A 13,265-nucleotide genomic window follows, 5' to 3' on the forward strand; every position below is an offset into this window, starting at 1 on the left:
GCGCTTAGATCACGGCGCATGCGCGGCCTCTTCTGGGAGTGCGGCTTCGGCGAGGTCGTCCAGCTCCGCCCCTTTGGTCTCCGGTCCGAGGAGGTAGCCGACCACCGTCAGCGCCCAGAGCCCGCCAAGCGCCAGGTAGGGCGGTTGCGGGCCGTACTGCCCGATGGCCCAGCCGACGACGGCCGGCGCGGCGATCGACGCGACCCGCCCGCCGCCGACCGCGAGGCCGAACCCTGTGCCGCGCAGCACGGTGGGGAACAGCTCGGCGATGTAGGTGTCCCCGACGCCCCAGAGCCAGCCGAGCGCGGCGATGGAGACCGCGCCGAACGGGAGGTACTCGGCGAGGGAGTCAGAGGTGGCTCCAAGGACGGTGGAGATGATCTCGACGGCGGCTCCGAGGATCGCGGAGGGCCGCCTGCCGATCCAGTCGGCCAGCGCGGTCCCGACGAACACGAACACCGCCTGCAAGAGGAAGAACCACAGCGCGTAGCGGATCGCGTCGGTCGGCGCGGCGTGGAACTTCTTCACGATGTACGTGGTCAAGAACAGCGTCATCCCCCAGTAGCCGATGGCGTTGGCGGTGTAGACGAGCCAGCCAACGACGAGCCTGCGCCGCACCACGGGGAGCTGGCGGAGTTTCGGCTTGGCCGCTCCTCGGCGGAGTGTGGCCTGGACTTCGACGTGGCGGTGCGACTCCACGATGCCCTGCCTGGCGAGGAACAGGAGCGTTGCGGGGACGATCGCGACGACGAACACGGACTGCCAGCCGAAACGCGGCACGAGCAGGAGCGCGACCGTCGCGGCGAGGACGTAGCCGAGGGAGAAGAGCGAGAAGATCACCCCGCCGACGCCGATGGCACGGGTTTTCGCTGGCCACACCTCCGCGGTGTACGGGGCTCCGACGGCGAGCTCGCCCGCGCCGCCGACCCCGGTCAAGAACCGGAGTCCGGTGAACGCGGCGAGGTTCGTGGTGAGCCCGGCGAGGGCGGTGGTCACGCCGTAGAGCAGGATCGAGGCTCCGAGGGTGGCTTTGCGCCCCCAGCGGTCCGAGGCGAGGCCGAACCCGATGGTGCCGATGGTGTACCCGACCAGGAAGATAGAGCCGATGTACCCGGCTTGGGCCGAGGTGATGTGGAGCGTCTCTTGGATCTTGGGCAGCACGAGCCCGTAGATGTTCACCGCGTAGGAGTCGAAGCCGTAGCCGAGCCCCGCGGTGACCGCCACTGCGAGGGCCTGCCGGAACGTGGGGGTCTGGCGCTCATTTCCGGCGGCGGCCTCTGGCTCTGCCGGTGCGCTCGCGACGGTGGTCATCCGCCGCACCGTACGGGATCGGGGATACCCTGGGAAGGGTCTCGATTCGTGAGATCGAAAACGGCGGCCGGCCCGGCGGCCGGGCGGGAAGAGCCTGGCACCCGGCGAAGGCGACTGGCCGGATATCATAGTTGGTTATGACCATCGCCCCCGTTTTCGCAGTGACGCGCAACCCCGCCCCTCTCGCGCCTGCGGAGCGGGAAGCGGTACTGGCGGATCCGGGATTCGGCACCACGTTCACCGACCACATGATCTCCATCTCGTACACCAGGGACGAGGGCTGGCACGACGCGCAGGCGCTCCCGTACGGCCCGATCAGCCTCGAGCCCTCCGCGCGCGTGTTCCACTACGCGGAAGAGATCTTCGAAGGGCTCAAGGCGTACCGGCAGCCGGACGGCTCGGTCGCGGTCTTCCGTCCGGAGTCCAACGCGCGCCGCTTCCAGCGCTCCGCCCGCCGCCTCGGGATCCCGGAGCTGCCGGAGGACCTCTTCCTCGGGGCGATCCGCCAGCTCATCGCGCTCGACAACGAGTGGGTTCCGCCAGCGGGCTCGGAGCACTCCCTCTACCTGCGGCCGTTCGCGTTCGCCGACGAGTTCGCGCTCGGCCTGCACCTCGCGCGCTCGTACCGCTTCCTAGTGATCGCCTGTCCGTCCGGCCCGTACTTCAAAGGCGGCGTCAAGCCGACGAAGATCTGGGTGAGCTCGGAGTACACCAGGGCCGCCCCTGGCGGCACCGGCGACGCGAAATGCGGCGGCAACTACGCCGCCGCGATGGTCGGCCAGATCCAAGCGGTGGCGCACGAGTGCGACCAGGTCATCTTCCTGGACGCGGTGGAGCGCAAGTACCTCGAAGAAGGCGCGGGGATGAACCTCTTCCTCGTCTTCGGCTCCGGGGCGCAGGCCAAACTGGTCACCCCGGCGACGAGCGGCACGATCCTCGAAGGCGTCACAAGGGACTCGATCCTGCAGTTGGCGGTGGACGCGGGCTACGCCGTCGAAGAGCGCCGGGTGAGCTTCGACGAGCTGCGGGACAAGGCCCAGTCCGGCGAGATCACCGAGATGTTCGCGTGCGGCACGGCGGCGGTGGTCACGCCGATCGGCGAGATCCGCAGCGCGGAGGGCGAGTTCGTCGTCGGCGACGGCGGGGCCGGCAACGTCACCATGGCGCTGCGCGACACGCTCACCGGCATCCAACGCGGCCAGTTCGCCGACGCGCACAACTGGATCACCACATTGTGGGGCCCAGGAGCCTAGTTCGCCGCGCGGATCGCGGTCCGGAGGGCTTCGAAGGCCAAGAGCGGCCCGAGGCCGCCGCCCGCCAGATCGAGCGCGAGCGTCGGGGCGAGGCCGAGCCGGGCGAGCCCTTTCTCGTGCGCGGGCAGGTTGGTGCGGTGCGCGGCATGCCACCAGGCGCTGGTCCCTGAGGCCAGCCGCTGCGCGAGGAGCGCGCCTGCGGCGGACACCTCGCCGTCCAGGAGCACCGGCGTGCGGCGCAGGGCCGCTTGCAGGCAGAAGCCCGCCGTGGCCGCGATTTCTTTGGCGACGAGATCCACAAGGCGCTCGGGCGCGCGCGCCGCGCCGTAGAGCCGGTGGCGCTCGTCGCGCACGGCGGTGACTTCTTCGACCCAGCGGCGTTCCTCGCCGGGATTGCCCCAGCCGACCGCGGCGACAGGTTCGATGTCGACGATCGCCGCGATGGCGGCTGTCGCGGCGGACAGGGCGTGCGGCGAGTCCGCGAGCAGGAGCAAACCCGCCCCGGAGTCCACTTGCTCATCGACGACGCCCCGGCCGAACTCGAACGCGCCGATCCCGGCGGCTTCGGTGGCCCACCGCACCGCGCGCACATCGTCCGGCAAGGCCGCGAGGGACCATTCCGGACCGGTTTCGCCGATCAACAGCCTGACCCCCGCCGGTTCGGCGAGATCGTCCCCTGCCTGGCAGGACTCGTGCCAACGCAGCAGCTCGCCCAGCCGTCCGTAGCCGTCCCGCCGCGCCGCCCGGACGGTCCGGGGGCTCGGGGCCGGGGGAAACGTGAGGCTCACACCGTGTCCTTGTCCTTCGGAGTCACCTGGGGCTTTGGCACGCGCATCCGCCGCATCTGCGCCGACCGGGTGAAGGCGTACCAGCCGATGCGGTAGCCGGGCTCGGTGTTGTCGGGGAAACGCGCCGCGACCAGATGGCTCACCTTTCGTCCGAGCCACAGGCCCTCGACCACCATGGCGAACAGCAGCACGAGCATCGCAGGGGCGACGTACGCCTGCAGCTCCGGAGAGCCGAACGAAACGGCGATCATCGTGAACGCGATCGGCATGAACGCGCCGGAGAGGCTGCGCCGGGAGTCGACCACGTCGCGCACGTACGCCCGGACGGGGCCCTTGTCCCTCGGGAGCAAGTACGCCTCTTCGCCCGCCATCATCCGAGCGCGGGAGTCGGCCTGCCGCTCGCGGCGCGCGGCGCTTTGGGCGCGCCGTTCTTCACGGGTGAGCTTCGGCCCGGCGAGCGCTTTGCGCCGCGCCCTCGCCTCGGCTCCGGTGAGCGGGGTAGGGGGCACCGGGCCGCGCCGGGCTCCGGCGGCGTCCCGGCGTTTCGGGGTCGGCCGCCCCTTGCCGGGGGTCTTGTTCGGGGTTCGGAGGTTTGTCCAGACGGCTGCGGCTCGGAAAGAGCGTCCTGGGGGTTCTCTTCCTCGGCGCGTCGGGTCCACGGTAGTTTCACGAGCATCAAGGCTAGACCTTAGCGCTGCCGTCGTGTTCGGAGTATTGTGGGATGAAAGTCTTTTGCGACGGACACACGCATGAGAAGAAGGAGAACGAATGACCGCCGACTTGCAGACCGAGGCGCGTGAGCACGAAGTCGTGCTCACCGACAGCGCGGCCGCCAAGGCCAAAGCGCTCTTGGAGCAGGAGGGCCGCGACGACCTCGCGCTGCGCATCTCTGTGCAGCCCGGCGGCTGCGCGGGGCTTCGCTACCAGCTCTTCTTCGACGACCGCACGCTCGACGGCGATCTGGTCTCCGAGTTCGACGGTGTGCGACTGGTCGTGGACCGGATGAGCGCCCCGTACCTCTCCGGAGCCTCGATCGACTTCGTCGACACGATCCAGAAACAGGGCTTCACGATTGACAACCCGAACGCGACGGGCTCCTGCGCGTGCGGGGACTCGTTCAACTGAGCTTCGGCTGACAAAGCCCAAAATCGACTGCCGCCCCGAGCCGGGGAGGCAGTCGATTTTGGTTTCGGGCCGTTGATTTCGGCGAGGCGAGATTCTGACGGGCGAGATTCTGACGGGGTAGTGCGGTTCGGGGATGCTCGGCGCGATCCGGCCCTCCACGCTGTGTTGGCCGCTTCGTTCCGGGCCGGTGGCCGCTAGATTCTGACGGGGTAGTGCGGTTCGGGGATGCTCGGCGCGATCCGGCCCTCCACGCTGTGTTGGCCGCTTCGTTCCGGGCCGGTGGCCGCTAGATTCTGACGGGGTAGTGCGGTTCGGGGATGCTCGGCGCGATCCGGCCCTCCACGCTGTGTTGGCCGCTTCGTTCCGGGCCGGTGGCCGCTAGATTCTGACGGGATAGTGCGGTTCGGGGATGCTCGGCACGATCCGGCCCTCCACGAAGATCGCATGCCACAGCACGAACAGCAGCACGGTCCAGATCTTGCGGGAGTGATCGCCCTCGCCCGCTTGATGCCGGGCCAGCAGGCTCTTCGCGAAACCGAGGTCCACAAGCTGGCCGGCGCGCGAGGTTTCGAATTGCTCACGGACGAAGTCCGCGAGCAGGCCGGACTTGAGCCAGACCCGGATCGGCACGGGGAAGCCCAGCTTCGGGCGGTCGAGCACGTGCGCGGGCACCACCTCGGCGAGCGCTTGGCGCAATGCGAATTTCGTCGTCCCGGCGTGGATCTTGTCCTGGCGGCGCAACTGCTTGGCCACCGCGAAGACCTCGGGGTCGAGGAACGGCACCCGCAGCTCGAGCGAGTTCGCCATCGTCATTTTGTCCGCCTTGACCAGGATATCGCCGCGCAACCAGGTGAAAAGGTCGAGGTGCTGCATCCGGGCCACCGGATCCCACGCCTCCGACTTGGCGTAGATCGGCGCGGTCACATCGGTGTGGCCCCAGTCGGACCCGCGCCACGGGGTGAGCGCGCGCAGCTCTTGGTCGGCGAAGTTCCTCGCGTTGCCGTAGTAGCGCTCTTCCAGCGTCATCGAGCCTCGCCACAACAGGCTCTTGCCCCGAACTCCCTCGGGAATCTTGGCCGAAAGCCTTCGCAAGCCGTGCCGCACCGGGGCGGGCAGGCCGGTGAGCGGGCGAAGGGACAGCGGCTCGCGGTAGATGGTGTACCCGCCGAACAACTCGTCCGCGCCTTCTCCGGACAGCACCACCTTGACGTGCTTGCGCGCCTCTTTGGCGACGAAATACAGCGGCACCAGCGCGGGGTCGGCCACCGGGTCGTCGAGGTACCACACGATCTCCGGCAACGCGGCGACGAATTCGTCCTCCGCGACCACCTTCACGATGTGCTTCGCGCCGATGGCTTGCGCCGACTCGGCGGCCACGTCGATCTCCGAATAGCCTTCGCGGGCGAATCCTGTGGTGAAGGTCATGAGGTTCGGGTTGTGGCGTATCGCGAGGGCGGCGATGGCGGTGGAGTCGATGCCGCCGGAGAGGAACGAGCCGACGGTGATGCCGGGGTCGGAGACCATATGGGCGGCGACCGAGTCCTCCAGCGCCGCCAAGATCTGCGCGGCGGGGTCGTTCAGCCCCGGCGCGCCGAAGTCGGGCCGGAAGTGGCGCTCGAACACCGGCTTCTCGCCGGGGCGCAGGATCGCGTGGGTTCCGGATTCGAGCCTGCGCACCGAGCGGTGCAGGGTCTCCGGCTCGGGGACGTACTGCAACGCCAGGTAGTGGGCGAGCGCTTTGCGGTCGATGTCCTCGTCGCCGCCAGAGGCATAGGGCCCTCGCCCTTGCGGAGCGGGCGGGCGGCCAGACGCGGCCTGGGCGAGCGCGACCACGCTTTTCTTCTCGCTCCCGAACACGACGGCTTCCGACCACTCGGCGTAGTAGAGGGGTTTGATCCCGAACGGGTCGCGGGCGAGGACGACCACGCGCTCGGCGGTGTCCCAGATCGCGAAGGCGAACATCCCGCGCAGCTTGGGCAGCGCCGCCGCGCCCCAGTGGTGCCAGGCCGCGACGATCGCCTCGCCGTCGCCCTCGGTCGCGAATGTCGCGCCGTGCTCGGCGGCGAGCTCTTCGCGCAGCTTGCGGTAGTTGTAGATCTCGCCGTTGAAGATCAACGCGTACCGCTCGGGGGACTCCGGCGGGCCCCAGCGCAACGGCTGGTGCGAGTGATCGACGTCGATGATGGAGAGACGGTTGAACGCGAACGCCACGTCGTCGTCGTGCCAGACCCCTGGGTCGTCGGGGCCGCGGTGGCGCATGAGTTTGGCGGCCTCGTCCAGCGGCGACGCGAGCGCCGCCGCCGTCTGCCGATGGGTGAGCGCTCCCAGAAGTCCACACACGGTCGATCGCACTCCTTCACGCTCGCTTGTTCGCCAGATCAGACCTGTGCAGTCTACGGACTAGGGACCTGGCTTCGGAACTCGGACGCCCATGGTCTACGCTGCGTAGTAGACAGTTCCCGTCGTGAAGAGCGCCTCAGACCCTAAGTCGGAGAGAAAGGTAGAGAGTTCGTGCGCAAACTCCGCCCTACGCTGGACTTTCGTCGTCTGCGTTGGCCGGCCGTCCTCGGTTTGGCCGCCATCAGCCTCTCTGGCTGCTCGGTGCGTGACGACTTCCGCTTCGGCTGGCCCCACGGCGTCACCCCGCAGGCGACCGCCATGGGCGACTTCTGGGTGTGGTCCTGCGTGGCCGCGCTCGTGGTCGGCGTCATCGTCTGGGCGGCGATGTTCTGGACGATGTTCTTCGACCGCAAGTCCCGTCTGAAAGAGGGGGCTCCCGAGTTCCCGCGCCAGACCGGCTACAACGCGGTGCTGGAGATCATCTGCACCATCCTGCCGACGATCATCGTCGCGGGCCTCTTCTACTACACCGTGGTCACGCAGAACTACGTGGAGAAGAAGGTTCCGAACCCCAACGTCGTCGTCGACGTCACCGCGTTCCGCTGGAACTGGAAGTTCGGCTACAACAAGGTTGAGAACGTCGGATCCATCTCCTCCTACGACGGACACCTCGACAACACGGTGAAGGGCAAGGACTACCGCGAGGGCGAAGGCGAGGAAGAGGGCAAGCGCCTGCCGCTCGCGGTGAACGGCCGCAGCGCGGACGACATCAGCTACCTCGAGTTCAACAAGATCGAGACCATCGGCACCGACACCGAGATCCCGGTGCTCGTGCTCCCCACCGACAAGATCGTCGAATTCCGGCTCGCCTCCCGCGACGTGGTCCACTCCTTCTGGGTGATCGACTTCCTGTTCAAACGGGACGTGTTCCCGAACCCCAAGGAGAACCAGACCGACAACGTCTTCCAGATCACGAAGATCGAGCGCGAGGGCGCGTTCGTCGGCCGGTGCGCGGAGCTGTGCGGCACGTACCACTCGATGATGAACTTCGAGGTCAGGGCGGTCGCTCCGGAGAAATTCGCGAAGTACCTCGAAGCCCGCAAGGCTGGAAAGTCCAACGCTGACGCGCTCGCCTTGATCGGCGAGGAGCCGCTCGCGACGAGCACGAAGCCAGATCCGGTCCGAGCGGCCGAGCGCCCGAACAGCAGCCAGGCGCAATGAGCGCGACGAGCGCAGCGCGAAGGGAGATGACGCGATGAAAGTCGAAGCCCGGTTATTCGAGATCCTCACGGGGTTCTTCTTCGTCATGGCCGTGATCTACGGCGTCTTCACCGCCTACAGCCGTGCGGGCATGGAGTGGGTCGGCGTCACCGCCATCACGCTCACCGGCGGACTGACCCTGATCACCGGCACGTTCCTGCGGTTCATCGCCCGGCGCATCGAGCTGCGCCCCGAGGACCGGCTGGACTCCGAGATCGCCGAAGGCGCTGGCGAGCTGGGCTTCTTCAGCCCCGGCAGCTGGTGGCCCATCCTGGTCGCGGGCGGGGCCAGCATCATCGCCGTGGCCCTCGCGATGGACCTGTTCTGGCTCCTCGCCGCTGGCGCCGTGTCCGTGGTCGCGGCGGTCGCCGGTCTGGTCTTCGAGTACCATCGGGGCGCCGAGAAGCACTGAGGCGCTGTCTCGGGCATGATGCGCTGGCTGTGGGGGCGTTGCGCTGTCGCTGAGGGCTTACCTGCGACCAGGAGGAAGGTCGTAGCCGATTGCAGTTCCGTCCTTGGGCACTTTGACTGGCAGATTGCCCGCTAATGCCGCTGAGACCGTTCCATGAGCGATGTACTCGGTGGAGTTGTAGGGGAAATACCAGGCTGTCTCAGTCTCCAAGACGCTATTGTCCAGGATGCTGACTTCGACCCCGATCCCCATATCCGCGAGTGCGCTTTCGGCACGTGCGCGGGCCGCTTCTTTGCTTATCCCGTTCATCCCTTGATGGTAGTCCACGCGGGATCTTGCATTATGCTCTGCTCCGGATGGGAAGTGTTTCGGGCGCTACCGAGACCTCTCCAACGGTGTTCGAGATCAATCTCTCGCTTCCGCTCGCGTCTTCTGGGGGCAAGAGCGAGGCCGAGGGCTTCCTGAGACGCTCGATCAGGGGTTCTGCTGGCAGCTGTGCTCGTCTGCGGCCTGTCTGGGGCAAGGGGAGATCTTCCGGGCTGGTACGACATCTGGAAGCCGGGGCATCGGACCTTGTGCACGCGTCGCGTGCCGTTGCCCAGCTGTGGCGCATACGCTTTCACCCGCTTCACGCCCCCATGACCGCACCAGAGCCCAGCCTCGCCCAGCGCGGCGACTGGAGGGACGCAGGCACGGGCCGAGCGAACGGGAGTCGGGCTGGAAATTGTCGCGTTTTCTGTCGAAGGCGGCTTGGTCGAAACGTACTCTCGTGCGTTCTCGCAAGGCCGCAAGGTCGAGGTCTTGACAGCGGCGACAGGTTCAGCAGTTTCTGGTGGGAGCATGCTATGGGCGCGATCTCGAATCACGCAGACAGGCATTCGTCGAGTTGTTCCTCGCCATATTGGCGTAGCTGCTCGCAGGGAAACGACGAGCGCGGGGTAGGGGAGGGGCTTGTGTCTGACTGGACTCCCAAACGAAGGAGCCCCCGGTCGGAAATCCGACCGGGGGCTCCTTCGTTTGGGAGTCGGGCTCAGCGCTCGCTGCTGTGGCGGCCAGCGCTCACTTCCGCGACGGCGTGGTGGCCGTTGCCGTTCTCGGCCTGCAGCTCGCGAACCGCTTCGAGCGCGTGGTGCTCGGAGGCGTGCTCCGCGGCGAGCAAGGCCTCGTTCTCCTCGGCGGGATCGGCCGTGAAGAAGGAGCCCTTGCCGGGAGCGCCCGCGCTGCCGAGCTGGTTCATCTTCTTCGGGACCGCCGCGCCCTGGTACTCCAGCGGGATCGGATGGCCGTGGTCGTCCACTGGGCCGAGCGGCTGGTGCACCTCGATGTACTCGCCGTGCGGGAGACGGCGCAGAATGCCGGTCTCGATGCCGTGCTCGAGCACCGCCCGGTCGCTGCGCTGCAAACCGAGGCAGAACCGGTAGGTGGAGTAGTAGGCGATGATCGGGCCGACCACAAGGGCGATCCGGAAGAACCACGTCGTCGCGTTCAGCGAGATGTCGAACTTCAGGGCGATGATGTCGTTGCCGCAAGCCGCCGTGAGAAGGACGAACACGGTGAACATCATCGCGCCGACACCGGTGCGGACCGGAGTGTCGCGGGGGCGCTGCAGGATGTTGTGGTGCGCCTTGTCCCCGGTGAGCTTCTGCTCGAGGAACGGCCAGACGAACAGGAGGGTGATGTAGACGCCGAGGAACATCGCGGCGAATCCGGCCTGGGGGATCGTGTGGCCGCCGACGTAGAGCTCCCACGCGGGCCAGATGCGCAGCAGGCCGTCCGTCCAGCCCAAGTACCAGTCAGGCTGCGAGCCTGCGGACACCTGCGCGGGGTTGTAGGGGCCGAGCGTCCAGACCGGGTTGATCGTGAAGATGCCGCTCATGATCGCCAGCACGCCGAAGACCAGCGCGAAGAACGCGCCAGCCTTCAAGGCGAAGACCGGCATGATGCGCACGCCGACGACGTTGTTCTCGGTGCGGCCGGGGCCGGGGAACTGAGTGTGCTTCTGGTACCAGACCAGCGCCAGGTGGACGCCGATGAGCGCCATGATGATGCCGGGGAAGATCAGCACGTGCAGGATGTAGAGGCGGGGGATGATGATCTCGCCGGGGAAGTCGCCGCCGTAGAGGCCCCAGTGGACCCAGGTGCCGATCAGCGGCAGGCCCAGCACGATGCCGGACATCGCGGCGCGGATGCCGGTGCCGGAGAGCAGGTCGTCCGGAAGGCCGTATCCGAAGTAGCCCTCGAACATCGAGATGAAGAACAGGCCGCAGCCGATCAGCCAGTTCGCCTCACGCGGACGGCGGAACGCGCCGGTGAAGAAGATGCGCATCATGTGCACGGCCATGGAGGCCAAGAACAAGAGCGCCGCCCAGTGGTGGATCTGGCGCATGAAGAGCCCGCCGCGCACCTCGAAAGAAAGGTCGAGGGTGCTGGCGAACGCCTCGGTCATCCGCACGCCGGAGAGCGGCTGGTACACGCCGTGGTAGACGGTCTCGGCCATCGACGGCTTGAAGAAGAGCGTCAGGTACACCCCGGAGAGGAGCAGGATGACGAAGCTGTACAGGGCGATCTCGCCGAGCATGAACGACCAGTGGGTCGGGAAGACCTTGTTGATCTGGCGGCGCATGCCCGCAGACAGGTGGTAGCGCTTGTCCGCTTCTTCCAGCTGCTTGGGGAACTTCACAGCCGGGTTCACGACGGTTTCGACGGTGCTGGTCATGATCTACGCTCCCAGAACGCTGGTCCGACAGGTTCGATGAAGTCGCCGTTCGCGACGAGGTAGCCCTCTTCGTTCACAGTGATCGGCAACTGGGCGAGCGCCCGCGCCGCCGGACCGAAGATCGGCTTCCCGTAGTGGAGGGCGTCGAACTGCGACTGGTGGCACGGACAGAGGATGCGGTTGGTCTGCTGCTCGTACAGCGAGGTCGGGCAGCCAACGTGCGAGCACACCTTGGTGTAGGCGTAGTACTCGCCGTAGTTGAAGTTCTCCTGGCCCTTGCGCTTGACGACGCGCTGGGCGTCCTCTTGGCGCAGGCGGATGAGCATGACCGGGTTGCGGATCCCGTGGAACGACTCGAAGAGCCGCTCGCGGGACTCCTCGGTCTCGCCCTTCCCGTCGGACTCCCGCCAGGGGAAGACGGTCTCCATGCCGCCGGACGCGAGGTCCTCGGGCTTGACGATCTCCACAGAGTAGATGTCCTGCGGGGTGTAGCGGCGCAAATAGATCGGCTTGCCCTCTTCGCCCTTGCGCGGGGTCCAGCCGGTGTGCCAGAGGTCCGAGTCGTTCCCCTTGGCCCACGGGTTGCGGATGGCTCCGCCGAGGAAGAAGATCCCGGCGGCGGCGCCGAACACGCTGCCGCTGAAGAGCAAGGCGCGCTTGATCATCGTGCGTCGGGGCAGGGTGGAGGTCTCGAGCGAGTCGTTCAGGATCGCGCCGAAGGTGAGCTTGTCCACCGGCTTCGAGCCGCCGTCGTGGCGGTCCTGGACGGCGATCTCCTCTGGGATGAACCGCTTGGTGTAGACGATCGCGCCGATGCCGAGCGCGAGGATCGACACGCCCATGGTGATGCCGATGAGCGGTGTCTCCCAGGTGTACGCCGTGTACCCGCGCTCGCCGGGGCCCGCGTACTCCCAGTGCCCGAAGAGGAAGACTCCGAGCAGGGCGAGGGCCGCGAAGCCGCCGAGGAAGAGCCAGAAGGCCACGAGCCGCTCGGCCCGCTTCTCGGCCTTGGTGCCGGGCACCGCCCAACGCTCGGTGCGGTGGATGAGGCGGACGCCGTCCTTGGCGAGGCCGAGGGTGACGAGCTCGTCCCGGCTCATCCTGCTGAGCTCTTCGGGGGTGGGGTCAGTTGGTTGTTCCTGGGTCATGTCCGAGATCCGATCCACATCGCGAGGCCGAGGAGGGCGACGACACCGACGAAGGCCATAGCCGCGCCCTCGGAAACCGGCCCGAAGCCGCCAAGGTCGTAACCGCCGGGGGAGTTGGTCTCCGTCGCGGTTTTGATGTAAGCGATGATGTCTTTTTTCGCCTCAGGGGAGAGCTGGCTGTCGGAGAACTTCGGCATGTTCTGCGGCCCGGTGAGCATGGCGGCGTAGATCTGCTGCTCGTTCGGGGCGTCCAACGGCGGGGCGAATTTCCCGGAGGAGAGCGCGCCGCCCCGTCCGGTGTAGTTGTGGCAGGAGGCGCAGTTCATGCGGAACAGCTCGCCGCCGCGCGCGATCGACTCGGGGTCTTTCCCGCGCAGAGACTCCTGGGCGACGATCTTCTCGCCGTCGGCGTCGAGCTTGAAAGTCCCGTCCGGGTTCTTCTCGTACACGACGGAGGGGCCTTCGCCGAAGGAGTCGACGTAGGCGCTGACCTCTTCGATCTGCTTCTCGTCCCAGTCGGTCTGCTTGCGCTTGATCTGCGCCTCGTTCCGGGCGGCGGGCATCCGGCCCGACGAAACCTGGAAGTAGACCGCCGCGCTGCCGACCCCGATCAGGCTCGGGCCCTGGTTCTGGACGCCTTCGAGGTTCGCGCCGTGGCAGGTGATGCACGAGGTCTCGTACAGCTGCTTGCCGTCCCGGATCAGGGAGAGGTCTTTCTCGTCGGCCTTTGCCACCTGCGCGTGCGGGGTGAGCAAAGTCGTCGCGAAGCCTGCGGCGACCAGTCCGGTGAAAATGACGGCCGCGCTTCGTGCCCGGCGGCGGAACTTGCCGCTGACGCGCTGCTCGTCACCGCCCTCGGAAGACCGTCGGGGGGCGCCTCTAAGGCGGGAGAGGGGTTTCACTGGTGCTTGT

12 protein-coding genes are annotated in these 13,265 nt (G+C 67.4%); 4 read left to right on the forward strand and 8 right to left on the reverse strand.

Going from position 1 to position 13,265, the window contains the following annotated elements; all coding sequences use genetic code 11:
• Positions 1 to 9: 9 nt before the first annotated feature.
• Positions 10 to 1,311, reverse strand: a complete 1,302-nt coding sequence (locus HMPREF9336_RS13540) for an MFS transporter (protein WP_007467937.1) — start codon at positions 1,309 to 1,311, stop codon at positions 10 to 12.
• A 137-nt stretch (positions 1,312 to 1,448) separates the two neighbouring features.
• Between HMPREF9336_RS13540 and HMPREF9336_RS13545 the strand changes: the two genes are divergently transcribed.
• Positions 1,449 to 2,564 (forward strand): branched-chain amino acid aminotransferase, encoded by a 1,116-nt coding sequence (locus HMPREF9336_RS13545; RefSeq protein WP_007467939.1) that lies wholly within the window; start codon positions 1,449 to 1,451, stop codon positions 2,562 to 2,564.
• Here HMPREF9336_RS13545 and HMPREF9336_RS13550 read toward each other — a convergent pair.
• Both HMPREF9336_RS13550 and HMPREF9336_RS13555 read right to left on the reverse strand, forming a co-directional pair.
• Positions 2,561 to 3,352: a nicotinate-nucleotide--dimethylbenzimidazole phosphoribosyltransferase gene (locus HMPREF9336_RS13550; protein WP_007467941.1), complete on the reverse strand. Its 792-nt coding sequence runs from the start codon at positions 3,350 to 3,352 to the stop codon at positions 2,561 to 2,563. The genes HMPREF9336_RS13545 and HMPREF9336_RS13550 overlap by 4 nt on opposite strands.
• Entirely contained in the window at positions 3,349 to 4,011 is a 663-nt protein-coding gene (locus HMPREF9336_RS13555) for a DUF3043 domain-containing protein (RefSeq protein ID WP_051357358.1), read from the reverse strand. The genes HMPREF9336_RS13550 and HMPREF9336_RS13555 overlap by 4 nt, the downstream gene beginning before the upstream one ends.
• 109 nt (positions 4,012 to 4,120) lie before the next feature.
• Between HMPREF9336_RS13555 and erpA the strand changes: the two genes are divergently transcribed.
• Entirely contained in the window at positions 4,121 to 4,477 is a 357-nt protein-coding gene (gene erpA / locus HMPREF9336_RS13560) for an iron-sulfur cluster insertion protein ErpA (protein ID WP_007467945.1), read from the forward strand.
• Between the two features lie 378 nt (positions 4,478 to 4,855).
• On the opposite strand, the gene asnB is transcribed toward erpA, so the two are convergent.
• Complete coding sequence (gene asnB, locus HMPREF9336_RS13565) at positions 4,856 to 6,817, reverse strand: asparagine synthase (glutamine-hydrolyzing) (RefSeq protein ID WP_007467947.1); 1,962 nt, start codon at positions 6,815 to 6,817, stop codon at positions 4,856 to 4,858.
• Between the two features lie 171 nt (positions 6,818 to 6,988).
• Here asnB and ctaC point away from each other — a divergent pair, with 171 nt between their 5' ends.
• A complete protein-coding gene (gene ctaC / locus HMPREF9336_RS13570; protein ID WP_007467949.1) occupies positions 6,989 to 8,038 on the forward strand; it encodes an aa3-type cytochrome oxidase subunit II in 1,050 nt (349 codons plus the stop codon).
• Positions 8,039 to 8,072: 34 nt separating this feature from the next.
• Positions 8,073 to 8,489 (forward strand): cytochrome c oxidase subunit 4, encoded by a 417-nt coding sequence (locus HMPREF9336_RS13575; RefSeq protein ID WP_007467950.1) that lies wholly within the window; start codon positions 8,073 to 8,075, stop codon positions 8,487 to 8,489.
• Between the two features lie 57 nt (positions 8,490 to 8,546).
• Here HMPREF9336_RS13575 and HMPREF9336_RS18040 read toward each other — a convergent pair whose 3' ends face one another.
• The 4 genes from HMPREF9336_RS18040 to qcrC all read right to left on the reverse strand — a co-directional run bounded on the left by HMPREF9336_RS18040 (position 8,547) and on the right by qcrC (position 13,255).
• Positions 8,547 to 8,798 carry a YrhB domain-containing protein gene (locus tag HMPREF9336_RS18040; RefSeq protein WP_156920413.1) on the reverse strand — a complete coding sequence of 84 codons (252 nt, stop codon included), beginning with the start codon at positions 8,796 to 8,798 and terminating at the stop codon, positions 8,547 to 8,549.
• A 721-nt stretch (positions 8,799 to 9,519) separates the two neighbouring features.
• The gene (gene qcrB, locus HMPREF9336_RS13580; RefSeq protein ID WP_007467954.1) at positions 9,520 to 11,205 is read right to left on the reverse strand and encodes a cytochrome bc1 complex cytochrome b subunit; all 1,686 of its coding nucleotides are present in this window, start codon (positions 11,203 to 11,205) and stop codon (positions 9,520 to 9,522) included.
• Positions 11,202 to 12,353 carry a cytochrome bc1 complex Rieske iron-sulfur subunit gene (gene qcrA, locus HMPREF9336_RS13585; RefSeq protein ID WP_007467956.1) on the reverse strand — a complete coding sequence of 384 codons (1,152 nt, stop codon included), beginning with the start codon at positions 12,351 to 12,353 and terminating at the stop codon, positions 11,202 to 11,204. The genes qcrB and qcrA overlap by 4 nt, the downstream gene beginning before the upstream one ends.
• Positions 12,350 to 13,255 (reverse strand): cytochrome bc1 complex diheme cytochrome c subunit, encoded by a 906-nt coding sequence (gene qcrC / locus HMPREF9336_RS13590; protein ID WP_007467957.1) that lies wholly within the window; start codon positions 13,253 to 13,255, stop codon positions 12,350 to 12,352. The genes qcrA and qcrC overlap by 4 nt, the downstream gene beginning before the upstream one ends.
• Between the last annotated feature and the right edge of the window lie 10 nt (positions 13,256 to 13,265).

Source organism: Segniliparus rugosus ATCC BAA-974 (genome assembly GCF_000185725.2).
GTDB lineage: Bacteria > Actinomycetota > Actinomycetes > Mycobacteriales > Mycobacteriaceae > Segniliparus > Segniliparus rugosus.

Excerpts from the sequence above, each read along its gene's own strand:
- HMPREF9336_RS13545 (WP_007467939.1), top strand. The coding sequence starts at position 1,449 with ATGACCATCGCCCCCGTTTTCGCAGTGACGCGCAACCCCGCCCCTCTC.
- HMPREF9336_RS13540 (WP_007467937.1), bottom strand. The coding sequence starts at position 1,311 with ATGACCACCGTCGCGAGCGCACCGGCAGAGCCAGAGGCCGCCGCCGGA.
- qcrB (WP_007467954.1), bottom strand. The coding sequence starts at position 11,205 with ATGACCAGCACCGTCGAAACCGTCGTGAACCCGGCTGTGAAGTTCCCC.
- erpA (WP_007467945.1), top strand. The coding sequence starts at position 4,121 with ATGACCGCCGACTTGCAGACCGAGGCGCGTGAGCACGAAGTCGTGCTC.
- qcrA (WP_007467956.1), bottom strand. The coding sequence starts at position 12,353 with ATGACCCAGGAACAACCAACTGACCCCACCCCCGAAGAGCTCAGCAGG.
- HMPREF9336_RS18040 (WP_156920413.1), bottom strand. The coding sequence starts at position 8,798 with ATGAACGGGATAAGCAAAGAAGCGGCCCGCGCACGTGCCGAAAGCGCA.
- HMPREF9336_RS13575 (WP_007467950.1), top strand. The coding sequence starts at position 8,073 with ATGAAAGTCGAAGCCCGGTTATTCGAGATCCTCACGGGGTTCTTCTTC.